The sequence below is a fragment of the Caballeronia sp. dw_19 genome (assembly GCF_018449515.1).
Classification (GTDB): Bacteria; Pseudomonadota; Gammaproteobacteria; order Burkholderiales; family Burkholderiaceae; genus Caballeronia.
This window is the reverse complement of record NZ_JAAVUQ010000046.1, coordinates 15,311-39,967: the sequence shown is the minus strand read 5'-3', so window position 1 is coordinate 39,967 and position 24,657 is coordinate 15,311. Positions and strand designations below refer to the sequence as shown.

Annotated in this window: 21 protein-coding genes; 11 read left to right on the top strand and 10 right to left on the bottom strand. The window is 61.1% G+C overall.

Going from position 1 to position 24,657, the window contains the following annotated elements; all coding sequences use genetic code 11:
- Window positions 1-480 precede the first annotated feature (480 nt).
- Window positions 481-1,170, top strand: a complete 690-nt coding sequence (locus HB376_RS35560; protein WP_255631755.1) for a nucleoside 2-deoxyribosyltransferase — start codon at window positions 481-483, stop codon at window positions 1,168-1,170.
- Window positions 1,171-1,228: 58 nt separating this feature from the next.
- Here HB376_RS35560 and HB376_RS35555 read toward each other — a convergent pair whose 3' ends face one another.
- Entirely contained in the window at window positions 1,229-1,984 is a 756-nt protein-coding gene (locus HB376_RS35555; protein WP_213768380.1) for a DeoR/GlpR family DNA-binding transcription regulator, read from the bottom strand.
- Window positions 1,985-2,067: 83 nt separating this feature from the next.
- Between HB376_RS35555 and HB376_RS35550 the strand changes: the two genes are divergently transcribed.
- The 3 genes from HB376_RS35550 to HB376_RS35540 all read left to right on the top strand — a co-directional run bounded on the left by HB376_RS35550 (window position 2,068) and on the right by HB376_RS35540 (window position 3,779).
- Window positions 2,068-2,667, top strand: coding sequence for an NUDIX domain-containing protein (locus HB376_RS35550; RefSeq protein ID WP_213768379.1), 600 nt, complete (start codon window positions 2,068-2,070; stop codon window positions 2,665-2,667).
- Window positions 2,664-3,032, top strand: coding sequence for a DUF4406 domain-containing protein (locus tag HB376_RS35545; RefSeq protein ID WP_213768378.1), 369 nt, complete (start codon window positions 2,664-2,666; stop codon window positions 3,030-3,032). Before HB376_RS35550 ends, HB376_RS35545 begins: the two co-directional genes overlap by 4 nt.
- 117 nt (window positions 3,033-3,149) lie before the next feature.
- The gene (locus tag HB376_RS35540) at window positions 3,150-3,779 is read left to right on the top strand and encodes a LysE family translocator (RefSeq protein ID WP_213768377.1); all 630 of its coding nucleotides are present in this window, start codon (window positions 3,150-3,152) and stop codon (window positions 3,777-3,779) included.
- A gap of 21 nt (window positions 3,780-3,800) precedes the next feature.
- Here the strand turns inward: HB376_RS35540 and HB376_RS35535 are convergent, their stop codons facing one another.
- The 6 genes from HB376_RS35535 to HB376_RS35510 form a co-directional block, all read right to left on the bottom strand.
- Complete coding sequence (locus HB376_RS35535) at window positions 3,801-4,697, bottom strand: DMT family transporter (protein ID WP_213768376.1); 897 nt, start codon at window positions 4,695-4,697, stop codon at window positions 3,801-3,803.
- Window positions 4,698-5,029: 332 nt separating this feature from the next.
- Entirely contained in the window at window positions 5,030-6,259 is a 1,230-nt protein-coding gene (locus HB376_RS35530) for a CoA transferase (RefSeq protein WP_255631754.1), read from the bottom strand.
- Between the two features lies 1 nt (window position 6,260).
- Window positions 6,261-7,043, bottom strand: coding sequence for an enoyl-CoA hydratase-related protein (locus HB376_RS35525; RefSeq protein WP_213768375.1), 783 nt, complete (start codon window positions 7,041-7,043; stop codon window positions 6,261-6,263).
- Window positions 7,044-7,091: 48 nt separating this feature from the next.
- A complete protein-coding gene (locus HB376_RS35520) occupies window positions 7,092-8,393 on the bottom strand; it encodes an MFS transporter (RefSeq protein ID WP_213768399.1) in 1,302 nt (433 codons plus the stop codon).
- A gap of 196 nt (window positions 8,394-8,589) precedes the next feature.
- The gene (locus tag HB376_RS35515; RefSeq protein ID WP_213768374.1) at window positions 8,590-11,622 is read right to left on the bottom strand and encodes an FAD-binding and (Fe-S)-binding domain-containing protein; all 3,033 of its coding nucleotides are present in this window, start codon (window positions 11,620-11,622) and stop codon (window positions 8,590-8,592) included.
- A 54-nt stretch (window positions 11,623-11,676) separates the two neighbouring features.
- The gene (locus HB376_RS35510) at window positions 11,677-12,897 is read right to left on the bottom strand and encodes an aminotransferase class V-fold PLP-dependent enzyme (RefSeq protein ID WP_213768373.1); all 1,221 of its coding nucleotides are present in this window, start codon (window positions 12,895-12,897) and stop codon (window positions 11,677-11,679) included.
- Window positions 12,898-13,054: 157 nt separating this feature from the next.
- On the opposite strand from HB376_RS35510, the gene HB376_RS35505 reads away from it, so the two are divergent.
- Entirely contained in the window at window positions 13,055-13,819 is a 765-nt protein-coding gene (locus HB376_RS35505; RefSeq protein WP_213768372.1) for a GntR family transcriptional regulator, read from the top strand.
- Between the two features lie 173 nt (window positions 13,820-13,992).
- Here HB376_RS35505 and HB376_RS35500 read toward each other — a convergent pair whose 3' ends face one another.
- On the bottom strand, window positions 13,993-15,075 hold the full coding sequence (locus HB376_RS35500) for an aldo/keto reductase (protein ID WP_213768371.1): 1,083 nt from the start codon (window positions 15,073-15,075) through the stop codon (window positions 13,993-13,995).
- A gap of 118 nt (window positions 15,076-15,193) precedes the next feature.
- Here HB376_RS35500 and HB376_RS35495 point away from each other — a divergent pair, with 118 nt between their 5' ends.
- From HB376_RS35495 to HB376_RS35485, 3 genes are all read left to right on the top strand, one after another.
- Entirely contained in the window at window positions 15,194-16,150 is a 957-nt protein-coding gene (locus HB376_RS35495) for an AraC family transcriptional regulator (RefSeq protein ID WP_255631753.1), read from the top strand.
- Window positions 16,151-16,350: 200 nt separating this feature from the next.
- The gene (locus tag HB376_RS35490; RefSeq protein WP_213768397.1) at window positions 16,351-17,463 is read left to right on the top strand and encodes a porin; all 1,113 of its coding nucleotides are present in this window, start codon (window positions 16,351-16,353) and stop codon (window positions 17,461-17,463) included.
- A gap of 2 nt (window positions 17,464-17,465) precedes the next feature.
- Window positions 17,466-18,509 (top strand): nucleoside hydrolase, encoded by a 1,044-nt coding sequence (locus HB376_RS35485; protein ID WP_213768370.1) that lies wholly within the window; start codon window positions 17,466-17,468, stop codon window positions 18,507-18,509.
- A 21-nt stretch (window positions 18,510-18,530) separates the two neighbouring features.
- On the opposite strand, the gene HB376_RS35480 is transcribed toward HB376_RS35485, so the two are convergent.
- On the bottom strand, window positions 18,531-19,439 hold the full coding sequence (locus HB376_RS35480) for a LysR family transcriptional regulator (RefSeq protein ID WP_213768369.1): 909 nt from the start codon (window positions 19,437-19,439) through the stop codon (window positions 18,531-18,533).
- A 92-nt stretch (window positions 19,440-19,531) separates the two neighbouring features.
- Here HB376_RS35480 and HB376_RS35475 point away from each other — a divergent pair, with 92 nt between their 5' ends.
- The 3 genes from HB376_RS35475 to HB376_RS35465 all read left to right on the top strand — a co-directional run bounded on the left by HB376_RS35475 (window position 19,532) and on the right by HB376_RS35465 (window position 23,477).
- Window positions 19,532-20,881, top strand: coding sequence for an NCS2 family permease (locus HB376_RS35475; RefSeq protein ID WP_213768368.1), 1,350 nt, complete (start codon window positions 19,532-19,534; stop codon window positions 20,879-20,881).
- A 27-nt stretch (window positions 20,882-20,908) separates the two neighbouring features.
- A complete protein-coding gene (locus HB376_RS35470; RefSeq protein ID WP_213768367.1) occupies window positions 20,909-22,003 on the top strand; it encodes an adenosine deaminase in 1,095 nt (364 codons plus the stop codon).
- A gap of 163 nt (window positions 22,004-22,166) precedes the next feature.
- Window positions 22,167-23,477 (top strand): MFS transporter, encoded by a 1,311-nt coding sequence (locus tag HB376_RS35465; protein WP_255631751.1) that lies wholly within the window; start codon window positions 22,167-22,169, stop codon window positions 23,475-23,477.
- Between the two features lie 37 nt (window positions 23,478-23,514).
- Here the strand turns inward: HB376_RS35465 and HB376_RS35460 are convergent, their stop codons facing one another.
- A complete protein-coding gene (locus HB376_RS35460) occupies window positions 23,515-24,579 on the bottom strand; it encodes an AraC family transcriptional regulator (protein ID WP_255631749.1) in 1,065 nt (354 codons plus the stop codon).
- Window positions 24,580-24,657 lie beyond the last annotated feature (78 nt).

The window sequence follows — 24,657 nt, the reverse complement described above, 5'->3', positions numbered from 1 at the left end:
TGATAGTGCGCGGCATTGAGAGGCTTTATCGGCGCACTACGGGTTAGGCAGGTTTCCACCAAACGTGCCCAACGAAGTAAGACGGCAAATTCCAGCCCGCGAAAGCGGCGCTGGTGGTCACGGGTGCATCACACCCTCATGCGTAGCCACAGCGCGATAAAAACAGAATAACAGGATCTCCATCACCGCCATCGGCCACAAATGTATCAGCAACGTGATGTGTCCTTTGTCCGGACCTGGACGGTTTGACAGGGAGCTGGATCATGGAAGGCGGCTACCTGAATCACGACGCTCGACCTCGCTATCCCTCTAAAGGGCGTCAACCGACAGCGGATTGCGTCGAGGTCGCAGACTTTCCGGGCACTGTCGTATCCTATGTTTTGAGCGCACACAACGGGGTTCTTGACTTGACCCGCGTTCGCTATTCTACTTACGCCCGTGTCGGGGAATGTCTGCCGAAAGCGGTATATGAGGAGAGCAATGCGCGGGCCAACCAAGAAGCAACTGACTTTAATCGAACTGGTCGACCAGGGCTTAAGCGTCGAGGAAATTGCGATGCGCACCGGAAAACTGGTGGCGTCGGTTCATAAGCAATTGAACCGGGTTCGACGCAAAGTGCGCGAAGGGCATTTTGCACCCGCCCCTTTACCCATCGAGCGCGCCGCGGCCACCCCGCGCGTCTACCTCGCGGGCTTCGACGTTTTCCGCAGCGACGCGCTCAGTCACGGCCAGCATCTGAAAGCGCTCTGCCAGGGCCGCGGGATGATCGGTCTCTATCCGCTCGACGGACAGGTTCCCGACGAGCTTGAGCCCCGCGCAAAAGCGCAGTGGATCTGCCGCGCAAACATGGACGCCATTCGTTCCGCCGACATCATCCTCGCCAACCTCAACGACTTTCGCGGAGCGGGCGAGCCGGACAGCGGAACCGCGTTCGAAGTCGGTTTTGCTGCTGCGCTCGGCAAGCCGATATGGGCGTATATCGACGACGACCGATCGCTGCTCGAGCGCGTATCGGTAAAGACGGACGAATCCGCCGCGTATTGCGCAAATGGTTTCCTGGTCGAAGACTTCGGCTTGAACATGAATCTGATGCTGGCGTGCACTGCCCGTATTGTCGTGGGCGGCCCGCAAGCGTGCCTGGACGCCATGCTTGCAAGCGGGCAGTTCTAGTCGGAACGAGTGAGAACGCTAAATGCGACAGGACCCCTTGTTCTCTGCTTGTTCCCGATCAAGCCCGCACTATCGTCATACCTGCGTCCTCTAGCGGCTGGGTCAGTGCAAGCTCTGTTTCCCGCTCGACAATGATCGTCTGAGCCAGCGTGATGCCGCCGATCACATACTGCGACGCAGCGTTGATCTTGTCGGATGAAGCCAGCACAACCGTTTCCGCCGCGTGAGCGGCAAGCGCGCGCTTTACAAACGCTTCCTCGAAATTGCCGGTGCTCAAGCCCGCAGTCGGATGCACGCCGGTCACGCCCATGAAATAGATATCGGCCTGGATATGCGACATCGCTTCAACGGCGGCGGCGCCGACCGTCACGATTGAATGCTTGAAAAGCCGGCCGCCGATGACAATCACCTCGATCAACGGATGATCGACCAGCCCGACAGCGACACTCGGGCTATGCGTCACCACCGTGGCCGATAAATCCTGCGGGATCTGGCGGATGAGTTCGGCGGAAGTCGTGCCGCCATCGATGATCACCACCTGCCCGGTTTCGATCATGGCCGCCGCCGCTGTGGCGATCGCGCGCTTGGCCGCCGACTCCAGGCCCCGGCGCTCGGCGAACGGCGCCACGGCCGTAGAAGCGGGCAGCGCGCCGCCGTGAACGCGTTGCAGCAATCCCTCGGCGGCCAACTCGCGCAGGTCGCGCCGCACCGTGTCCTCCGATACCCCGAACGTCTCGCTGAGTTGTTTGGCGAGCACTTGTCCATCACGCGCCAGGGTCTTGAGGATCGCTTTCTTGCGTTGAGATGTCAGCATGGCGTTTACACGAAATATCTTGATATTGCACGAATCTGCACGATACCATGACTGCTCCTTTTGCGCGATGTGGAGCTGACAAGATGGTGGCTACAAAAGACAGGGTTCGCATTGTCGACACAACGGTTCTGTCCAACGACTGGTACGTGCTGAAGAAGACGACGTTCGACTTCCAGCGCCGCGACGGGGCGTGGCAGCGTCAAAGCCGCGAGACCTACGACCGGGGCAACGGGGCGACGATCCTGTTGTTCAACCGCGACCGGCGAACCGTCGTGCTGACCCGGCAGTTCAGGTTGCCCGCGTTCGTCAATGGCCACGACGGCATGATGATCGAGGCGGCCGCCGGGTTGCTCGACAACGCCTCGCCTGAGGAGCGGATCCGCGCCGAAGCGGAAGAGGAAACCGGGTATCGGGTGGACAATGTGCAGAAGGTTTTTGAAGCGTACATGAGCCCCGGTTCGGTCACGGAGAAGCTGCATTTCTTCATCGCCGAGTACGACGCTTCGACGCGCGTGGGACACGGCGGCGGCGTGGAGGCGGAGGGCGAGGATCTTGAAGTGATCGAATTGACGCTCGACGATGCGCTGGATGCGGTGCGTCGCGGCGAGATCGTCGATGCGAAAACCATCATGCTGCTGCAATTCGCTGCATTAAACCCGGTGCTTGAAAGGAGCGCGTGGTGAGACCTCGACTGATACTCATCGCGGGACCGTATCGCAGCGGCACAAAAGGGAATGCCGCGTTGATTGCCGGCAATCTTCATCGGCTTGAAGAGGCTGCGTTGCAGGTCTACCGGCGCGGACATATGCCCATGATCGGCGAGTGGGCAGCGCTTCCGCTAGCGGCTGCGGCAGGCTCCAAAGCGGTGGGCGATCCGATCAGCGAAACGTTCTTATACCCGGTCGCGAATCGCCTGATAAGGCAATGTCACGCGGTGTATCGAATCGACGGCGCGTCCCAGGGCGCCGATGCCGATGTCCGCCTGGCTGAAGAACTCGGCTTGCCGGTTTATAGAAGCGCGGGGGAGATTCCGGAGGCGACTGTCTGACATCAAGACTGGACGCTTGGCGTTTTCCCCTAAGCGCGCCTCAAAACAGACACAACTACGCCAGAAAACGCTCATCGATCAGCGGCAATATCAAACCTTCGAAATGGAGGTTGGATCATGGTCTCGCTGCAATTGCTGCTCGTCTTTATCGGGGCCCTCGCGGTCGTGTATGCGCTTCCTGGTCCGGATATGGCGCTCATCCTGCAGGGGAGTTCATCGCATGGCTTGAGGCACGGACTGTCGACCGCTGCCGGTCTGGCGATTGCCCGCAGTCTGCACGTTACGTTGTCGGCGCTTGGCGTCGCGGCGTTGCTGCGTAGCGCGCCGTGGCTATACGACGGTGTGCGTATTGCGGGAGCGTTGTATCTGGCGTACGTGGCGATCCAGATTTTTCGCTCGCCGGCGTTCGGTCTCGACGACAGCCGCGCGAGATCGAAGACGCGCCCAACCTTGCGCGCCGCCTTGTCGAAGGGCGTGCTGGGCAATCTGCTCAATCCCAAAGCGCTGCTGTTCTGTTCGGTCCTGCTGCCGCAATTCGTCCATCCGGAAGCGGGCGCGGTCTGGGCGCAGGTTCTTGAGTTGGGCGTGGTGCTGGTTGCTGTCGGCGCGATTTTCGACACAACGCTCGCGTTTTCCGCCATACGGTTATCGCGCTGGCTGCGCAGCCATCCACGCGCTCAAGTCGTGCAACGCTGGACGTTCTCGATTGCCTTGCTGGCGTTTGCGTTGAGGTTGTCGATTGATTAAGACGGCCTTCGGTTCGCTTGATTAAACCAGCGGACCATCGGCCTGCTTACTCCTGATAGCAACCAGTATCGAGCTTCCGACAATCAGCAAGATACCGATCAGCGACACCATGCCGACTGTCTCTCCCCAGACCGCATACCCAAAGATCGCTGCCCAGACAATGCTGGTGTAGTTATACGGTGCGAGCGCGCTTGCATCGACTTGTCGGAACGCCATGGTCAACAGCAGTTGCCCAGTGCCGGCCAGGACGCCGAGCAAGCCCATTACGGCCACGAAATCCAGCGTCGGCGTTTGCCACGCGAAAAAGAGCGAAAGCCCGCTGACGACCGCACCAATGAAGGTGAAGTAAAGCACGGTGACACTCGAATCGTTCGATGCGCGGATACGTTTGATTTGCAGAATCGACAACGCCCCGAAAATCGCGCTGGCTACAAGGAGCACGGGGCCGAGCCAACTTGTCTGATCGCTGCTTGGACGCACGACTAAAAGCACGCCGATAAAACCGATCGCGGCCGCACCGGCATCACGACGTCTTAGCGTTTCCTTGAGAAGCAAGGGCGCCAGCACGATCACGAAGATCGTCTCCGAATAGACGATAGCAACCGCTTCGCTCAAAGGCACGTAAGGCAACCCCGCAAAGAACAGTCCGAGTGCGCAAAGCAAGGTAATCGCGCGGAGTGTCTGCGCGCGAAAATCCAGTGTCCTTAGCCGCTCGCTCAAGGGTTTGCCTTGCATGCACATCGCGAACGCGGGCAACAAGCCGAAGATCATCCGAAAGAACGTGATCTCGTTAGCGGGGTATTTCAGGCTGACCGACTTTGCCAGGGCATCGACCACTGCAAAGCAAAACATGGCGGCGAGGATTTGCGTGATGCTGCGCAGCGGCACCGCTCTGCTTTGGGCAATGGTTGCAGGCATAGTGATTCATGATCCGAAGGAAACGCGGCGTCCCCGCGCAAGCGTCGTGCGATAACGCTGAGTCGAGCGAACCCGATGCGAGAACCGAGTTGTCTGAACATCGCGTAGCTTATCACCGGATGACTGGGCGTCAGGCGATGCTTTTGCTCACGATATTGATCAAATGCGACGCGGTGTTTTCGGACGATGACGGATTAAATCATCTTGCTGGCGGGTTAAGGCATTTCTCTAGAACGGGAATGTGCTTAGCGTTATGAGTGAAGTCCGGTCCAAGCGGATTTAGCTGCGAGACGTCCGGCACGCCGGACGTCTCAGCCTTTGAAAACATGGACTCAGACCGTTACATCGCTGACGAGAATGGCACCTTCCTGTTTTAGCGCATGAATACGTTCTTGTGAGAAACCATATTCCTGCAGTACTTCCACTGTATGTTGCCCCAGCAGCGGTGCGGCCAAGGGCGACTCGGTACGCCCGTCAGAGAAATGGATCGGCAGGCCCAGACCGCGCATGCGCCCCGCTACCGGATGCGTCGTCTCGACAATCATTCCGCGCGCCAGCGCTTGTTCATGCGCCACCACTTCGGGCACGCCGAGCACCGGCCCCGACGGCAGGCCGATTGCATCGAAAGCCGCGAGCCATTCGTTCGTCGTCCGCTCGACGAGCCGCGCTGTCAGAATGTCGACCAGTACTCCCCGATGTTTCAAACGCCCTGCGTTGCTCCTGAAACGTTCATCTTCGTCAAGCCCCGGAATATCCAGCGCGCCAACCAGCCGCTCATAATTACTCTGATTCGCTGCGCCGATATTCACCCAGCCGTCGCGGGTTCGGAACGCCTGATACGGTGCGCTGGTCGGATTCGCCGAGCCCGCCTTGGGCAACACCGTGCCGTCGGCGAAGTAGTTGGCGAAGGCCCAGTACATCTGCTGCAAACCGGCTTCGAATAGCGAGGTGTCGACCATCTGGCCCAGCCCGGTCTTTTGCTTGCCGGCGTAGGCCGCGCAGATTCCGAGCGCGGCGAGAATGCCTGCGTTGATATCGGTGACCGGCGAGCCCGCTTTGATCGGTGCCTGACCGGGTTCGCCGGTCATGCTCATGAGACCGCTCATCCCCTGCGCGATCAGATCGAAACCGCCCTTGTCGGCCATGGGACCGCTGCGGCCGAAACCCGAGATGGCGCAATAGATCAAACCGGGATTCTCCGCCTTGAGCGCTTCATAACCCATGCCTAGTTTTTCCATCGTGCCGCGACGGTAGTTCTCCGTGACTACGTCGGCGGTGGCGAGCATTTTTCGCAGTACTTCACGGCCGCCGTCGGTCTTCAGGTTGATCGCGACGCCGCGTTTATTGCGGTTCACGATCATGAACGACGCCGACTCCCCGCCTTCCAGGATGGGAGCGAAACGGCGGCAGTCGTCGCCGCCGGGAACCTTCTCGACCTTGATGACATCGGCGCCCATGTCAGCGAGCATCATTCCGCAGATAGGTCCGGACATGATGTGAGCCAGTTCGATGACGCGCATCCCGCTAAGCGGGCCTTTGCTGCCTGTTTCTGTGTCGAGCATTTCAACGCCCCTTGAATTCCGGTTTGACCTTGTCGAGGAAAGCTTGATAACCCGTGCGAAAGTCCTCCGTGCCAAAGCACGCGAAACCTTCATCACGTTCCTCGGATGTGAGCGGCGCCGGGTTCATCGCACGCTTCACGAACTGCTTGTGCCAGCGCGCGACCAAAGGCGCACCCTCCGCAATCCGGACCGCCGTCGCAAGCGTTTCGGCGGTGACCTGATCGTCAGTTACGACCCGCGTAACCAACCCCTTGGCTAATGCCTCCTGCGCCCCAAAGATGCGCCCTTCCAGCAGGATTTCGAGCGCGACGGCGGGACCCGCGAGTTGTACGAGGGCATCGAGTTCCGCATGCGCCATCACCAGGCCGAGGTTCTTGATCGGCACGCCAAAGCGGCTGGATTCTCCGCAGATACGCAGATCGCACATGGCCGCAATCTCGAGTCCGCCCCCCACGCAGATGCCGTGAATCATCGCGACAATCGGATGCCTGCATGCACCCAGCGCTCTCAACGTGAGATGCATGATCGCCCCATAAGTGCGGGCTTGTTCGACGTTGGAGCGATCGGTGCGGAACTCGGCTATGTCATTGCCCGGCGAGAAGGCTTTCTCGCCGGCGCCGCGAAGGATGATGCAGCGGATGGTGTCGTCGGCGGAGAGCGCATCAATGGTTTCGCCCAGTGACTGCCAGAGCGGCTTGGTCATTGCGTTGAGCTTCGCGGGCCGGTCGATGACAACCGTCGCGATGCCCGCCTCGCGTTCGATCAAGATGGATGGTTCAGCCACATCGTCTCCTGGAAAAAGAAAATAACCGCGTCCGGCCCGCGCGCGCTTCTAGACAAATTTCCTCGCCGGCTCAGCGCCTTCCTTTCCTTCTGCGCCCGCAACATCAACGTCCAGCACCCGATCCGGCCGCATGGTGAACGAGAGCACAATGCCGAGACCCATGAGGATCATGGAAACCGTGAAAGGCAGGTTCCAGTTTCCGGTCCTGTCGATCAGGAAACCGCCGACCACCGGACTGATAATCGCGGCCAGCGCAGAACCCGAATTCATGATGCCGCTCGCGGTGCCGGCGTGCTTCGGCGCGATGTCCATCGGCACGGCCCACATGGGTCCGATCGTCATCTCGTTGAAGAAGAACCCGCCGCTCAGGCAAACCGCGGCCAACGTGATCGACATGTTGGACACCAGCATGATGGGCGCGAGCGACAGCAGCGTCAGGAGCATGCAGACGCCGACCATCACATTGCGAGCCATGCGCAGGTTGCCGCTGCGTCGCAGAATGCGGTCCGTGACCGAGCCTCCGAGCCAGTCGCCAAGCACGCCGGCAAAGAAAACGCCCGATGCGAACAGCGCCGACTTCCCCAACTCCATGTGATAGTTGTGGAGAAAGTACTGCGGAATCCAGCCGAGGAAAAGCCACAACACCCAGCCGTAGCAAAAGTACACGGCGGTAACCGGCGCCATCCGTCCCAGCAGCGCACGCCATGGCACCGGTACTCGCTGCTTGACTCCGGAGAACGAGGACAGCGTGGCGCACTCATCGGCGGTAATGCGCTTGTGGTCACGGGGGTTGTCGCGGAAATAGAAGATCCAGACAATCGCCCACAGAAAACTGATGATCCCCGTCACAATAAAAGCACCGCGCCAGCTCGTCGCGATCATCAACCAGACGATCAATGGCGGCGCCACCGCATTGCCAATACGCGAGGCGGCATGCGTGGTCCCTTGCGCGAAGCCGCGTTTGTCAGCGGGCATCCAGTTCGACATGGCGCGGGTCGCGGTAGGAAACGTGGCGCCCTCGCCCAGTCCGAGCAACAAGCGCGCAATGATCAGCGATACAAACCCGCCGGCCAGCCCGGTCATGATCGTGGCGCCCGCCCAGATCACGGCGCAGACGGCAAGCGTCCGACGCGGCCCGAAGCGGTCCCCCACCCATCCGCCAATAATCTGGAACACGAGATACGGATAAGCAAATGCAGAAAAAACAAAGCCGATCTCGACATGCGACAAGTGCAGTTCCGCGCCGAACTGCGAGGCGGCGGTACTGACGTTGACACGGTCGACATAGGTGATGAAATACATTGCGCACAGCAGCAACAGAACGCGCGTCGTAGCTCGACGGAACATCATCGTCTCCTTGAGTAGTGCGTGCTTCATCCCGGCGCTCATGGGCGCCCGAAGCGAACTGCATCCGGAACTTCGATAAGGCTTTACTGAATGGACGTTAAAGCGATCTGCCGAATCCTGGGTTTGCGCGGTCGTGCCATACTGGTCTCCAGTGTCGCGGAACGTGACGCCGTCCGCTGTTTATGTGAACCCGTGCGGGTCAATATTCCCTGAGCGCAGCGGCCAATACCTGCGCGACATGCAGCGCCTTTGCATCCGTGCCGTCCGCTATCTGATGACGGCAACTGGTGCCGTCGGCGACTATCACCGCGTCCTGTGCCTTTCGTGCCTTCCGCACAGCCGGCAGCAGCGACAACTCCGCCATCGCCTTCGATGCTTCGTAGTGCTCCGCTTCGTAACCAAAACTCCCGGCCATGCCGCAACACGACGATTCGACTACCGAGACCTCTAGCTGAGGAATCCAGCCGAGCACAGCCTGCACGGGACGAAACACATCAAAGGCCTTCTGATGGCAGTGACCGTGAACCAGTGCCTTCGGCTGAGCGAGGGGTTTGAGCGAAAGCCGCAGGCGTCCGGCCTCTTTCTCGCGGACCAGGAACTCCTCGAACAAGAACGATGACTGCGAGAGCTTGCGCGCTTCATCGCCATAACCGTAGTCGAGGAATTCATCGCGGAAAGAAAGCAGGCACGATGGTTCAAGGCCAACAACCGGCACTCCGCGTTCTATATAAGGCCGCAATGTGTCCAGCGTGCGGCGCGCTTCAGCCTTCGCTTCGTCGACTCGTCCAGCCGACAGGAACGTGCGCCCGCAACACAGCGGCCGCTCTCCCGCCTTCACGTTCAGATGAACCGTGTAGCCCGCCGCCTCGAGCACACGCTTCGCGGCACGGGCGTTGTCGGGTTCCATATAGTTGTTGAAGGTATCGACGAAAAGCAGCACTTCCTTGTCGCCCTGCGCGGGTGGCAAGGGTTGCACCGCCGTCGATAAAAACGACTTCGTGAAATGCGGAAACGAGCGTTGCGGCGCAAGCCCAAGGCGCGTCTTCAACCAGCCGGCGAAACGCGGCAAGCGCTCGACCGATCCGAACAACGACGGCATGCGGCTCGCATACGGCGCATAACGCGGCAGGAAGGCGACCAGCCGGTCACGCATGCGCAGTCCATTCGCCGACGTCCACGCCGCGCGCGCTTCAATCTTGATCTTCGCCATGTCAACGCCCGTCGGGCAATCACGCTTGCAGCCCTTGCACGATACGCACAGGTCCAGCACATCCTTCACGTCCTGGCTTGCAAGGCCGCCCTCACCGAGTTGCCCGCTGATTGCGAGCCGCAGCGTGTTCGCGCGGCCCCGCGTGACATGCTGTTCGTCCTTGGTGATGCGATAGCTCGGGCACATCGTGCCTGCATCGAACTTGCGGCAATGGCCGTTGTTGTTGCACATCTCGACAGCCTTCGCGAGCCCGCCGGTGCGATCGTCGCCCGTTCCCCGCCCGGTCTCGACACCCGTCAACGGATCGCGTGTCACGTTCCATTGCGACCAATCGAGTTGCGTCGCGATCTCACGTTCGCGGTACGTCGGCGTGAAACGAAAGTTCGTCGCGTCGTCCATCTTCGGCGGATTTACGATGCGATCCGGGCTCATGCGATTCTCGGGATCGAAGAGCGTCTTGATCTCGCGGAATGCCTCGTTGAGACGCGGTCCGTATTGCCACGCGACCCATTCGCCGCGGCACAAACCGTCGCCGTGTTCGCCTGAATAAGCGCCCTTGTATTCGCGCACCAAAGCCGATGCTTCCTCTGCAATCGCCCGCATCTTCTGCGCGCCGGTGCGACGCATATCAAGAATCGGCCGCACATGTAGCGTCCCGACGCTCGCGTGCGCGTACCAGGTGCCTTCGGTGTCGTGCTTGTGGAAAACCTCGGTGAGGCGCGTGGTGTACTGCGCGAGATGTTCGAGCGGCACCGCGCAATCTTCGATGAACGAGACCGGCTTGCCGTCGCCCTTCATGCTCATCATGATGTTCAGGCCGGCCTTGCGTACTTCCCACAGGGCCTTTTGTTGCGTGGCGTCGGGCATCTCGACCACCGAGCCCGGCAAGCCCAGATCGCCCACCAGTTCCACGAGTTGCGCAAGCTTCGCGAGTTGCACGGCCTTGTCCGCACCGGCGAATTCGACCAGTAACACGGCTTGCGGCTGGCCGACCAGTGCACGTTCGATCACCGGACGGAACGCCGGATTGGACATCGACAGGTCGATCATCGTGCGGTCGACCAGTTCCACCGCGACCGGTCCCAGCTTGACGATGTGCTGCGTCATGTCCATTGCGTCGTAGAACGTGGGAAAGTTCACGACACCAAGCGTCTTGTGCTCGGGCAACGGCCACAGTTTCAGCGTGAGTTGCCGGCTGAACGCAAGCGTGCCTTCGGAGCCCACCAGTAACTGCGCGAGATTCGGCTCGCCGTCGGCGCTGAAGGGCAAGGGGCTCTGGCAATCGAAGAGATCGATGTTGTAGCCCGCCACGCGCCGCAATACCTTCGGCACCTGCTCGCGGATTTCATCGCGTTCGCGTTGCGCTATGCGCTGCACGCCTTCGACCAGCGAACGCGTGCGGGAGTCGGATGACATTGCACGCAATGCCGCGAACGTAGCTTGATGACCATCGGCCAGCACGGCGTCAATAGACGCCACGTTGTGCACCATGATCCCGTATTCCATCGACCGCGAGCCGCACGAGTTGTTGCCCGCCATGCCGCCGATCGTGCATTGCGCGCTGGTCGATACATCGACGGGAAACCACAAGCCGTGCGGTTTCAGCCACGCGTTCAGATGGTCGAGCACCACGCCCGGCTCCACCGTTACGGTGCGCGCCTCACGGTCGAAGTGGACGATATTGTTGAGCCACTTGCTTGTATCGATAACCAGCGCTTCGCCAATCGTTTGCCCGCACTGGCTCGTTCCGGCACCGCGTGCGAGCACGGGAACCCGTGCGTTGCGTGCAATCTCCAAAGCGAGCAGCAAGTCGGCCTGGTCTTTCGGCACGACTGCGCCCAGCGGCATGATCTGATAGATCGATGCATCCGTCGCGTAGCGTCCGCGCGCCGCCCGGTCGAACAGCACATCGCCCTTCAACTCCTGGCGCAGGCGCATGGCCAGCGGCGACAGCGTGGCGCTCGCCGAGGCCGGCATCAAGTGGATCGGCTGGACGAGTGCTTCGGAGGATTTAGTCAGCATCGGCGTCTACGCGCGGTTGATTTAGTAAGGATTACTCATGCTTACCTGAAGATGTCACGCCGCCGCCTTCAATGCCGGTGCTGCGGTGTGGCTCGTCAGGTGGTCCATTGCCGCCAGGACGCCGCTGCCCGCAAGCTTCACGCCGGACAACTTGAGGCCCATTTCACAGCCTGCGAGCGTGGCCATCAGCGTGAGGTCGTTGCAATCACCCAGATGCCCGATGCGGAACATGCGGCCCTTCAGCTTGCCGAGGCCCGTGCCGAGCGACATATCGAAGTGCTCGTAGATCGTCTTGCGGATCGCGTCCGCGTCGACTCCTTCGGGCGTCATCACGCCTGTCAGCACCGGTGAATAAACGGCCGGGTCGGCGCACTGGATCTCGAGTCCCCATGCGTTGACCGCGGCACGGCAAGCGGCAGCGAGTCTTTGATGCCGGGCAAAGACCTGGTCGAGTCCTTCGTCACCGAGCATCTCGAGCGCTTCGGACAAGCCGTACAACAAATTGGTGTTCGGCGTGTACGGCCAGTACCCGCTCTTGTTCATCTCGATGATCTCGTCCCACGCCCAGAACGCGCGCGGCAACCTGGCGTCCTTGCTTGCCTTGATCGCCTTCTGCGAAACCGCGTTGAAGCTGATCCCGGGCGGCAGCATCAAGCCTTTTTGCGACCCCGACACGGTGACGTCCACACCCCATTCGTCATGCCGATAATCCGCGGACGCGAGGCCCGAGATGGTATCGACGAGAAACAGCGCCGGATGACCCGCCGCATCGATCGCGCGCCGCACGGCTGCAATGTCCGATGTAACGCCCGTCGAGGTTTCGTTATGCACGACGCAAACCGCCTTGATCGTGTGCTGCGAGTCTTCGCGCAAACGCGCTTCGATCATGTCCGCCTGCACGCCGCGCCGCCATCCCTCGATGCCGGGCAGCCCCAGGAATTCCGGTTTCAGTCCGAGGTTTTCGGCCATCTTTTTCCAGAGCGTCGCGAAGTGGCCGGTCTCGAACATCAGCACGGTGTCGCCGGGGCTGAGCGTGTTGCAAAGCGCCGCTTCCCATGCGCCCGTGCCCGAGGACGGATAGATCACGACCGGTTGCGCGGTCTTGAAGATGGCCTTGATGCCGTCCAGGACCTTCAGGCCCAACGCACCGAATTCCGGCCCGCGATGATCGATCGTCGGGTAACTCATTGCCCGTAGAATGCGGTCCGGGACCGGGCTGGGGCCGGGAATTTGCAGGAAATGGCGACCGGCGGGATGGAAATCCAGCTTTAACATGATGCGTCCTTTGAATTTTGCATGCAAAATACTTTATCGCACCGTCGCGACGATCGGAAGCGATAAATGCTTGTTTTTATTAGGTGAAAACCCGTCCCTCCAAATTTGCCGGCGTCGTACGGTAAAATCGCGCCAACAGAATGGGTAGAGGTATTGAATGCAAAATGAACATTTGGCGGATTTGCAAATTGCACAGATTGCGCAGATCGCGACCACGCTCCCCAAGGTCGAGCGGCAACGGCTGCACGACACGGTGGTTGAGCATCTGCGCAATTTCATCGTCGAGGGCTTGCTCGCGCCGGGCGTGAAGCTCAACGAACGCACGTTGTGCGAGACGCTGGGCATTTCACGCACGCCGTTGCGTGAGGCGCTGAAGGTGCTGGCGTCCGAAGGACTGATCGACATCCTGCCGAACCGGGGCGCGTCGGTGTCGCAGATGAGCGAGGCGGAGATTCGCGAAACTTTCGAACTGATGAGCGGGCTGGAAGCGTTCTCGGGCGAACTCGCGTGCGAGCGGATAACGTCCACCGAACTGAGCATAATCAAGGCGCTGCATTACGCCATGCTGGCGTGCCGGGAACAGAACGACCTGTCGGGGTATTACAGCCGCAATCAGGCCATTCACGACAAGATCAACGACGCCGCGCGTAATTCGGCGCTGCGGCAGACCTATGTATCGGTGAACCGGCGACTGCAGGCATTACGGTTCCGGTCCAACTTCCAGACGGTGAAGTGGGACAGCGCGATCCGCGATCACGAAGCGATGATCGAGGCGCTGGAAGCGCGCGACGGCAAGCGCATGGCGTCGATCCTGCGCGGTCATTTGCTGGCCAAGCGCGATGCGGTACTGGCCGAGAGAACCATGACGACGCTGCGCACGCACTCGGAAGGCGGCACGCTGCCTGACTTGCCGCCGGGTTAAATTGCTGCGCGCTAAGCAAGATTTCGCAGACAGCGTCTGCGAAATTGAATCGCCCTCGGAAATCGTCGCTCACCGTTGTTTAAGGAAGGCTATCTACTGCGCCGAGGTTTGAAACCACAAGTCCCCGGCGCCCTTACTCGCGTACCTTCATCGCGTACCTTCATCGCGCACCTTCAATATCGAGGCGCGTTTTCGGACAGTAAGGGCAAGACCGTCGTCCGCTGACCGTCGACCGTTGCGCCTGCAAATGCAAAGCTCGGCGAAAGATCCCTGTTGAGATCGGCGGGGAAGTTGAGCACGGGCTTCGATACCTCGTCGAGGGTCGCGATCTGCGCGTCGGTCAGCTTGAGGTCGAGCGCGGCGAGATTCGCCCGAAGCTGGTCAATCCGGCGTGCACCAAGGATTGTCGATGTCACGCCCGGACGGTTTTGTACCCACGCAAGCGCAACCGCCGCCGGAGTAGCGTTCACTTCCTTGGCAACGGCCATCAGCGCATCGATAACCAGAAAATCCTTCTCGCCCGGCAAACCGACCAGAGACCCGCGATCCGACGCAACGGTACTCACATTCTCACGGCTGTATTTGCCCGACAGCCAGCCGTTCTTGAGAGGACTCCAAGGCATCACGCCGATGCCAAGCTCTTGCGCCATCGGCGTCAGTTCTCCCTCCACGGTCCGTTGCAAAAGGGAGTATTCGATCTGCATCGCGATCAACGGCGTCCACCCGCGGAACTGCGCAATGATCTGCGCCTGCGCGACCTTCCAGGCGGGCGCGTCGGAGAACCCCAGATAACGCACCTTGCCGGCGCTGACGAGATCGTCCATTGCGCGCATCGTCTCTTCAATGGGCGCGGTGCGGTCCCAGTTGTGCATCCAGTACAGGTCGATGTAATCCGTCTGCAACCGGCGCAGCGATTCCTCGCATTGCTCGACGATTGCCTTGCGCCCGGCCCCGCCACCGTTCGGATCTCCGCGATGCAGATTGCCGAAGAACTTCGTGGCAATGACCGTGCGATCCCTTCGGCCTTTTTGCCGCGCAAAGAAGTCACCGATGATCTTTTCGGAATGGCCCACCGTGTAGATGTTGGCGGTATCGATGAAATTGCCGCCCCGGTCGAGATACTCCGCAAGGATGGTTTCTGCTTCAGCGGGGCTCGATCCCCAGCCCCAGTCTTCGCCGAAAGTCATGGTGCCGAGACAAAACGGACTGACGCGAAGGCCGGAGCGGCCGAGGGTGACGTACGAATCCAGCGACATGATGTTTCTCCTGAAAATTGACGGGTTGGCTTGACGTCAATAAAACCACCGCGCGCCTTCCCGGCGATAGACCAATGCTCGCAAGCTCTTGCACAATCCTGCCAATATTGAGCGGATCATGCGTGCGTTGCTTGCCGTGCTTGCAGTTGGCGCGTCTGCCGCTTACCGTGGCGAGATGGACCATCTCGCCGAACTTCGCACGCTGATCACCCGCCACGCCCGCGCCGACATGATGGTCGAAGCGCTCCCGGGCGTCGCCGTCATGGCTTCCGACACAACCACCGAGCCGATCTACCATGTGTACGAACCCACGCTTGCCGTGATCGCCCAAGGCACCAAACGCACAGTGCTTAACGACAAGGTATTCGAATACCGCGCGGGGCAGTACCTGGTAGTGTCCGTCGATTTGCCGATTACCGGTCATGTAGTCAAGGCGAGCGAGCGCGAGCCTTTTCTCGCGATGGGGCTGGTGCTGAAGCCGGCGAACATCGCCACCCTGCTGCTCGAGACTGCGACCGGCGACAGGAGCGTCGCCGAGCCTTTGGGTCTGGCGATCAGCCATGCATCGCCGGAGTTGCTCGATCCGATCGTGCGCCTGCTTCGCCTGCTGGATCGTCCTGAGGATATCCCCGTGCTCGCGCCCATGCTCGAACGCGAAATTCTCTGGCGGCTGCTAGCGGGCGAACAGGGTGCGATGGTGCGGCAGATCGGTCTCGCCGACAGCCGTTTATCGCAAATCAGTTATGCCATCCGCTGGATTCGCGGCCACTACGCCGAGACGCTCGCGACTGAAGCGCTCGCCGGGCTCGTCGGCATGAGCGTTTCGTCGTTTCACCGGCACTTCCGCGCAGTTACTTCGATGAGCCCGCTTCAATATCAGAAGCGCATACGCCTGCAGGAGGCGCGTGCACGGCTGCTGGCGGAATCGGGAGACGTCGCTGCGGTCGGATTCGAGGTGGGCTACGACAGCCCGTCGCAGTTCAGCCGCGAATACAGCCGCCTGTTCGGCGCGCCGCCAGGCCGGGACGTGGCGCGCTTACGCACCGTGCCGACGCTGGAGCAAGGCATCGCCTGAACGGTCGGACGCGCCTGTCAGCGGGTCTTCAACCCGCGCACATTCTCCACACCTGAAGCCCCTTGTATAAATCCATTTGATGGGTTGATAAGAAATCACAATTATTTTTATGGTTTTCGGCTTTGTACAGTCCGATGCACTTACAACGCGCCATGCAACGAAAAACGAGCGCGACAAGAACATTTACTCGCCACCGGACCATCATGAAACTACTCAAGCTTGCTCCTCTCGCGGTGCTGGGCGCCTTCACGGTGTCGTCGTATGCACAGAGCAGTGTCACCCTTTACGGCCTGATTTCAGGAGGTGTCGGCTTCGCGACCAACCAGGGCGGTCACAACGCTTATGAGGCGCTCAGCGGCACGAACCAGAATCCTCGCTGGGGCCTGAAAGGACGGGAAGACCTGGGCGGTGGCTTGAGCGCGGTGTTCCAGCTTGAGAACGGTTTCAACATCATGAGCGGCGCGGCCTCCCAGAACGGCCGCGAATTCGGCCGGCTGGCGTATGTCGGTCTCGCCGATAAAACCTACGGCACGCTGACCCTCGGCCGCCAGTACGACACGATCCACGATTACATCGGCCCGGTGATCATCGCGAGCAACGGCGTGAATATCGGCGATAACGACAACGGTTATAACGACATCCGCGTCCAGAATTCGGTCAAGTACGTGAGCCCGAATTATCGTGGGCTGAAGGCCACCGCCATCTATGGCTTCAGCAATTCGACCGGCTTCGGCGACAACAACGCGTACAGCTTCGGGGTCGGTTACGAGAACGGCCCGCTGAAGTGGAGCGCGGTCTACGCGCAGTACAACCACCCGTACAGCCCCACGAATCAGGACGGCGCGATCTCCAACGACTACGCATCACCCATCCTGATCTTCGATAAGAGCGCGACCAACCCGTCCGTGTTCGCGAGCAAACAGCGCATTGCCGGCACCGGCGGTTTCTACACCATCGGTCGAGCACAATTCGCCGCACTCTTCACCGATGTCCACTACGATTACCTCGACAACTCCCACCTGCACTTGCAGAACTTCGGCGTGAACGTGGTGTACACCATGACCCCGGCGCTGTTCCTCGGCGCGGCCTACGGTTACACGGACGGCAAGTATGACGTCATCAACCAGAAACCGCAGTGGCATCAGGTGAACTTGCAGGCAGACTATTTTCTTTCGAAGCGTACCGACGTAGCGTTGACGGTGATTGGTCAGCTAGCCGCCGGCGACGCGCAGCATGCGCAGATCTTCGCGTTCGCGCAGTCAACCACCACGCGCCAACTGGTCGCGACCATCGGCATGCGCCACGTATTCTGACCATGAGCCAAACTTTTAACGTCCCCCGTCGCACGTTCCTCAAGGCATCGGTCGCGCTGACTGCCGGTGCGTTGTTCAACCCGCTCGCGCAGGCTGCCAACGAGCGGCGCACGGTGATCATCGACTGCGATCCGGGTCAGGACGATGCCATCGCCATCCTCTTCGCACTCGGTGCGCGCGACCGGCTCGACGTGCGCGCACTGACCGCCGTTGCGGGCAACGTGCCGCTGAACCTGACCGAGCGCAACGCGCGCATCGTGCGTGACTGGGCAGGTCAGACGAAGACCTTGCCGGTGTACGCGGGATGCCCGCGTCCGCTGATGCACCCGCTGATTACCGCGGCGAACGTACATGGCAAGACCGGCCTTGAAGGCGTGGAATTGCACGAACCGCTGGGGCCGGTCGCGCCGCAACACGCGGTGGCGTATCTCATCGAAACGTTGAAAGCGGCCGCGCCCCACAGCGTGACGATCTGCGCGATCGGACCGCTGACGAATCTGGCGACTGCGCTCACCGAAGCGCCCGAAATCCGCGAAGGCTTGCGCGAAATCGTGCTGATGGGCGGCGCATTCTTCGAGCGCGGCAACATCACGCCGGCCGCCGAATTCAACGTCTACGTCGATCCGGAAGCGGCGAGCATTGTCTTCGCGAGCGGCGTGCCGATCGTCGTGCTGCCACGCGATGTCGCCGTGAAGGCGCCCATCACGCCCGCCCGCATCGCACCCATCCGCGCTATCGGCAACCGTTGCGGCGCGATTGTCGCGGACATCATGGCGGCGGAAGTGAAGTATCAGAAGGGCCGGCGCGGCGTGGAAGAAGCACCCATGTACGACCCCACGGCAGCGGGTTATCTCGTTGACCCGAGCTTGTTCAAGGGCCGGCTGGTCAATGTGGTGGTGGAAACAACCGGGCAATGGACGCTGGGCGAGACCGTGGTCGACTGGAGCGGACATAGCGGCCGTACGCCGAACGCGACCTGGATCACCGACGTCGATGCCGACGCGTTTTATGCCGCGTTGCGGGCCAGCATCGCTACGCTACCTTGAGCCGACGTTGTGACCCATGCTTCAAATGTGCGCGGCAATATAGTCCCAGCACGCTTTCGCGTGCGGGCCGCGATCTTCGCCCACCAGCGAGATCAACGCAATGGCACGCGTGACGCGCGGTTTGTCGAGGCGCAGCGCCACGAGCTCGGGATCGTGCAGATGCAATGTGTAAAGGCTCGGCAGCACTGCAATCGCGAGTCCATTGCGCGCCAGCGCGTAGAGCGGCTCGGAGTATTCCATCCGGTACGCCACCGAGAGACGCAGCTTTTCATCGCCACTCGTGCGATGCAGCGCGTCGCTCACACTGCCGCGCACGAACACGGCGAGATCGCGGCCGACAAGCTTCGCCCACGGCAGGGTCTTGCGTTTGGCGAGCGGGTCGTCGCGCCGCAGGACCACGACGATCTCGTCTTCGAAGACGTCTTTGAAACGCAGGGCCTCGTGGTTCGCTTCCGGCTCATGCACGCCAATGCCGATGTCCGCGACGCCATCGCGCACAGCGTCGATCAGCGCGCTATTGGGCAGGTCGGTGAGCGTGAAGCGCAGCGACGGCTGTTGTTCGCGGAACGCGTTCAGCACCGGCAGCAGACGCCCCGCCACCGATGGAATCATCGCGATGCGCACCGTCTGCAGTTGCTCGGCGAAGGTGCTGGCCATGTCGTCGAACGTACCGCGCGCATGGTTGAGCAGGCGTTCGGCGAGCGGCAGTATGCTGGCGCCGGCAGCGGTCAGCGTGAGGCGGTGAGCGGAACGCGCGAACAATGGACCGCCGAGCAGGAACTCGATCTGCCGGATCGCGGCGGTCAGGGCGGGTTGTGTCAGCGAGAGCGATTGCGCCGCTTGTGTGAAGCTGCGCGCATGCGCGAGCGCAACGAAGTACTGCACTTGCCGCAACGTCAGCGCGGGTAAGAGGGACGAACGATCGGACATTGAGCGCCACCGCTTGGGGACAATGCGCCGCAGTATAAAGCGCGACCAAGTCGGCACAGGTAAAGGAAATAATAGTGAACAAGGAATCTTCGATGGCTTCTCCCGAGCTCGCCGCATCAAAAACATCGAGCGGCTGGCTGGATCGCCGCTTTGCATTGAGCGCCCGCAATACCAGCGTGCGCATCGAGACGCTTGCAGGCATTACCTCGTTTCTCGCGGCGGCGTATCTGCTCGTCGTGATCCCGTCGCTGCTCGCAACGGGCGGCATGGATCGGGGTGCGGCGACCACATCGACCATCATCGTTTTTGTTTTGAGCACCATTTTCATGGGGCTTTATACGAATCTGCCGTTTATCGTCGGGCCTGGGATTGGCGGGTCGGTGATCCTTGGCGTGACGCTGGCGGCGACCGAACACGTCGCCTGGCAAACCGGTCTCGGCATTGCGTTTATCTCCGGCGTGCTGTTTCTGATCCTCACGCTGGTCGGCGCACGCAGTCTGGTCGTGCGGCTGATCCCGGCTCAGATCAAGCTCGGTCTGGGCGCGTCCATCGGGCTCTTTATCGCGGTGCTTGGCTTCCGTAACGCGGGTATGGTGATCGCAAACGCAAAGACCAATGCGCTGGCCCTCGGCGATTTTTCACGGCCCGGCACGATTGTCGCGTTGATTGGTTTGGCCGCAGCCGTGGTGTTGCAGGGGCGGCGCGTTCCCGGCGCCATTCTCTGGGCAATCCTGATCGCGGCGGCGGCGGGCGTACCGCTGGGCGTCACGCATCTGCCGCAAGCCATGATCTCGTTGCCGCACGACATCATGCCCGTTGCGTTCAAGCTCGATATTCCGGGCGCGCTGACCGTTGCTGCCATTCCTTATTTGTTCGTGTTCTTCGCAGCCGAATTTTTCTCGACACTGGGTACGACGCTCGCGGTCGGCGCCAAAGCGAACCTGCTCGATGAAAACGCCAACCTGCCGAATATCAACCGTCCGTTCCTCGTCGATTCGATCGCGGCCACGCTCGGCCCCGTGTTCGGTATTCCTGCGCTCACGGCGCTGGTCGAATCGGCGGCGGGCGTGGAAGCGGGCGGGCGCAGCGGCCTCTCATCGCTGGCTGCGGCAGGCATGTTCGCGTTGATGCTGCTGTTCGTACCGGTCGCGCTCGCGATTCCGAAGGAAGCCACCGCGCCAGCGCTGATCCTGATCGGCCTGTCGATGTTCAGCACGATCCGCCACGCGCATTTCGACGATTTCACGGACGCTTTCCCGGTCCTTTCCATGGTCCTGCTCACGCTGATGTCGAACAGTTTCGGCACAGGGATTGCGGGCGGCTTGTTGTGTTTCGTGATCGTGAAGCTGCTCGCAGGCCGCTTTAAAGAAGTCCCCTGGGGTCTTGTCGTGCTGGCGATTCCGCTTGGTTATTACTTCTGGACCGTTGTTAAACACCATTAATCCTGCACTCCCGCAAGTACCTGGAATATGAACGAGACATTTGGCAATGTGCCCGCTTCACGCACCGGCATCAAGATCACGCCTGCGCATCGGGCATTTTTCAAGGCAATCCCGAAGGTCGAACTGCACTGCCATTTGCTGGGCGCGGTTCGGCACCAGACGTTTATCGCGTTGGCAGAAAAAAGCCATGCGCCGATCGAGCGGACGGAGATCGATGCGTTTTATACGCGCGGCGAGAAGCCGGTTGGCGTGTTGCGCGTGCTGCGCGCGCTTGATGAATACCTGCTCACCAACGCCGATGACCTGCACCGCATCACGTACGAATATCTGGAGGACGCCGCCGCGCATAACGTGCGCCACGCAGAATTCTTCTGGAATCCCACCGGCACGGTACGGGTATCGAAGATTGCGTACGGCGATGCGCAGGCCGGCATTGTCGCGGCGATCCGCGATGCATCGCGGGACTTTGGAATGTCCGCGCTGCTGATTCCGAGTATCGACCGGGAGGCCGATCCCGACGAAGCGGTGACCCTGGTCGAGTGGATGAAAGCCCATCGCGCCGATGAAGTCGCCGGCATTGGCGTGGATTATCGTGAAAATGACCGGCCGCCGGAATTGTTCTGGAAGGCTTATCGCAATGCCCGGGACGCGGGCTTCAAGACTACCGCGCATGCGGGCGAGTTCGGCATGCCTTGGCGCAATGTGGAGACTGCGGTTGAGTTGCTGAAGGTGGATCGTGTCGATCATGGTTATACGATCGTCGATAATCCCGCGCTGGCCGCCAAATATGCCGCGTCTGGCCTGGTGTTCACGGTCGTGCCTAGCAACTCTTATTACTTGCGCATTTTGCCGCCGGAGAAATGGGCGGAGTTGCATCCGATCCGCCGCATGCCCGGGCTTGGTTTGAAGATTCATCCAAATACCGACGACCCAGCGCTGCACAAGGTGAATCCGAGTGAAGCGTGGGAACTGATGTTCAGCCATTTCGGCTTTGGCATCGGCGATTTGAAGGGTTTCATGCTCAACGGCATCGACGGAGCATGGGTCGATGGCGCGACGCGCGACGCGTGGCGAGCCCAATGGCCGGGTGAATTTGACGCGTTGGCCGAGCAGTTGCCATAGGGGTTGGATAGGTTTTGGGCGCTGGCGGTCGGTGGGAGATGTTGAAGGCTGGGTCGGGGTCAGCGCCGATGCGGCCTCAAGCACAAATAGTCGCGTTGCCTTATCATTGCCCCGCATCGCCCAAGCCAAAGATAGCAACTCATGCGCAACGCGTGCGTAACTTATGCGTATCGGCACCGCCGCCCCCAAGACCGCGCCTATGCACCCCGCAGCAGACCACCTGACCCACCCCCCAAAAGCAAAACCCGCCCGCGTCGTCCTGGCTACCATTATTGGTAACGCGTTTGTCGCGTACGACTTCACGGTCTACAGCTTCTCCGCCGTCATCATCGGCAAGCTCTTCTTCCCGTCGCACAACCCGCTGTCCTCACTGCTGCTCTCGCTTGCGACCTTCGGTGCGGGCTTCGTCATGCGCCCGCTCGGGGCAATCATCATCGGGCAGATCGCCAACAGCCGGGGCCGCAAAGCCGGCATGACCTGGTCGCTCGCATTCATGACACTCGGCACATGGCTGATCGCCTGCCTGCCCACGGTTGCTTCCATTGGCCCGGCTGCAACGGTGTTGATGGTTCTCGCGCGACTCATGCAGGGGCTCGCGGCAGGAGGCGAGATCGGGCCGGCGTCGGCCGTGCTGATGGAGTCGGTCCCGCGCAACCGCCGCTGTTATCTCACCAGTTGGCGTGGCGCGAGCCAGGGCGCGGCCGCATTTGCCGCCGCGATGGTCGGCGCAACTACCACCGAGCTGCTCTCGCCGGCCGACATGCACGAATGGGGATGGCGGATTCCGTTTGTGCTCGGTGGGTTGATCGGCCCCGTCGGCTGGTATCTGCGCCGGAGCATGCCTTCAGTTGTCATGGAGGTACCCAAGCGCCCCCGGCTCGCGACTCTGTTCTCAAAGCACGCCCGCCCGCTGTTCTACGGAACATTGATGATGGCCGCGCCGTCGATCGGTATCTACATCACGGTGTTCTATATGCCGAGCTATCTGGTGCGTACATTGCATCGGCCCCCGGCCATCAGCCTGCTGACCGCCAGCCTGTCCGGTCTCGTGATCCTGGTGGCGAACCCGCTGGTGGCCCGGATCGCCGACGGCCAAAAGCGCCGCAAGCCAATCCAGTACCTGGCGCTCGTGATCTGTCTTGTGCTGACTTACCCGGCCTTCTTCGCCTTGAGAATGGGCGTAGGCAATGTCACCGCGCTGCTGATCATCCTTGGGTATGTGGCGGTCGCGCTCAGCAATGCTGGCGCGAGCACGGTGATGATGCTGGAGGCCTTTGCGCCGCAACATCGCGCCGCCGCGCTTTCCATCATGTACAGCTTCGGCGTGGCGATTTTCGGCGGCTTCTCGCCGCTTATCGTCACGTGGCTGATCGCCGCGACCGGCAATCCGATGATACCCGCGTGGTATCTGATCGCCGCCATCTGCATCACGCTTTTTGCCCTGCAGCGCTTCCCCGAAACGGCGCCCGACTGATTGGGCTGGCGCGCCGGGTTATCGCGGGGTTATCGCGCTATCTGCCGCCCGGCCCGTACGACGACATCAGGTCCAGCTTGCTTGCCCGCTGCAACTCGAGCGCGCGAGCGCGCGCATCTTGCGGGCTCATGCCGTAGGCGCGGCGAAACGCGCGCGTAAAATCCGACGCGCTGTTGAACCCCAGCCCGTAGGCAATATCGACAACCTGAAGGTGGGGGAAGCGGACCAGCTCGTCAGCCGCCTCGCGCAAACGGCGATTGCGGATATACGCGCCCAGTCCGCCCTCATGCTCGAACCAGCGGTAGATCGTGGCGCGCTTCAAGTGCAACGCATCCACCACGCTGGTTGGCGAAAGATCAGGCTGGTTGAGATTCGCTTCGACATACCGCCGCACCTGGCTCATCATGGCCGCCTGCACCGCCGCGCGGGCGTCGCCGGTCAGCCTTGCCTGCTTGCGGAAAGCCGCGAGCAGCAGTTGCGCGCCGGCATCCATTTCCCGCGCCGCCTGCGCCGCGTTCATTCCGGCCAGGTCGCGGCTCAGCGCCAACGCGTGATTCGTCACCAGTTGGGTCAACGGCGCGCCGTGCTCGACCGCGCGCCCATGAATCGAATCCGCGTCTGGAATCGCGGCCTCCACGACCGCTCTCGGCACGAACATGGTCAACACCTGGCACGCAGACCGCTCGGTGCGAAACGGCTGGTCCATGTCGAAAACGACTATTCCCTGAATCGGATTCGGGGCGCTGCGTTTCTTCTGCATGCCCACTACCGCGTCGACCTCGCCCTGGACGAATATGTGGAAAACATAGTCCCGCCGAACGTCGGCGGACACTCTCGCAACCGAGCGTTCAAGCGACATGGCGTCGGTGACGGCATCCGTGAAGATGAAATCGCCCACTGCATACCGGTCGATACGGCCGTTAAAGCCGCCCGCGATCTGCGCCTTTGAAGGCAGGACATCAACGACATGCCCCACCCGGTCGCGCCAGGCGAGGAGCTGCTGGTCCACCTCCGAGGCGTACGTGCTGAAACTGCTGCGGACGATGCCAGCGTCCGGCGCGGCAGCCTGAGCGAGCCCGTCGCGGCGGGTATACGAAGCCATTTTCATTACCTGTTAGTGCCTCCAAACAGCCGATCCATCCTGCCCGGGTCGCGATGATCAATTTATTTCGAGAACTGA

Excerpts from the sequence above, each read along its gene's own strand:
- HB376_RS35535 (WP_213768376.1), bottom strand. The coding sequence starts at position 4,697 with ATGCCTGCAACCATTGCCCAAAGCAGAGCGGTGCCGCTGCGCAGCATC.
- HB376_RS35480 (WP_213768369.1), bottom strand. The coding sequence starts at position 19,439 with ATGTCCGATCGTTCGTCCCTCTTACCCGCGCTGACGTTGCGGCAAGTG.
- HB376_RS35485 (WP_213768370.1), top strand. The coding sequence starts at position 17,466 with ATGAGCCAAACTTTTAACGTCCCCCGTCGCACGTTCCTCAAGGCATCG.
- HB376_RS35470 (WP_213768367.1), top strand. The coding sequence starts at position 20,909 with ATGAACGAGACATTTGGCAATGTGCCCGCTTCACGCACCGGCATCAAG.
- HB376_RS35540 (WP_213768377.1), top strand. The coding sequence starts at position 3,150 with ATGGTCTCGCTGCAATTGCTGCTCGTCTTTATCGGGGCCCTCGCGGTC.
- HB376_RS35460 (WP_255631749.1), bottom strand. The coding sequence starts at position 24,579 with ATGGCTTCGTATACCCGCCGCGACGGGCTCGCTCAGGCTGCCGCGCCG.
- HB376_RS35520 (WP_213768399.1), bottom strand. The coding sequence starts at position 8,393 with ATGATGTTCCGTCGAGCTACGACGCGCGTTCTGTTGCTGCTGTGCGCA.
- HB376_RS35465 (WP_255631751.1), top strand. The coding sequence starts at position 22,167 with ATGCGTATCGGCACCGCCGCCCCCAAGACCGCGCCTATGCACCCCGCA.
- HB376_RS35510 (WP_213768373.1), bottom strand. The coding sequence starts at position 12,897 with ATGTTAAAGCTGGATTTCCATCCCGCCGGTCGCCATTTCCTGCAAATT.
- HB376_RS35555 (WP_213768380.1), bottom strand. The coding sequence starts at position 1,984 with ATGCTGACATCTCAACGCAAGAAAGCGATCCTCAAGACCCTGGCGCGT.
- HB376_RS35475 (WP_213768368.1), top strand. The coding sequence starts at position 19,532 with ATGGCTTCTCCCGAGCTCGCCGCATCAAAAACATCGAGCGGCTGGCTG.
- HB376_RS35530 (WP_255631754.1), bottom strand. The coding sequence starts at position 6,259 with ATGCTCGACACAGAAACAGGCAGCAAAGGCCCGCTTAGCGGGATGCGC.
- HB376_RS35560 (WP_255631755.1), top strand. The coding sequence starts at position 481 with ATGCGCGGGCCAACCAAGAAGCAACTGACTTTAATCGAACTGGTCGAC.
- HB376_RS35550 (WP_213768379.1), top strand. The coding sequence starts at position 2,068 with ATGGTGGCTACAAAAGACAGGGTTCGCATTGTCGACACAACGGTTCTG.
- HB376_RS35500 (WP_213768371.1), bottom strand. The coding sequence starts at position 15,075 with ATGTCGCTGGATTCGTACGTCACCCTCGGCCGCTCCGGCCTTCGCGTC.
- HB376_RS35495 (WP_255631753.1), top strand. The coding sequence starts at position 15,194 with ATGCGTGCGTTGCTTGCCGTGCTTGCAGTTGGCGCGTCTGCCGCTTAC.
- HB376_RS35505 (WP_213768372.1), top strand. The coding sequence starts at position 13,055 with ATGCAAAATGAACATTTGGCGGATTTGCAAATTGCACAGATTGCGCAG.
- HB376_RS35515 (WP_213768374.1), bottom strand. The coding sequence starts at position 11,622 with ATGCTGACTAAATCCTCCGAAGCACTCGTCCAGCCGATCCACTTGATG.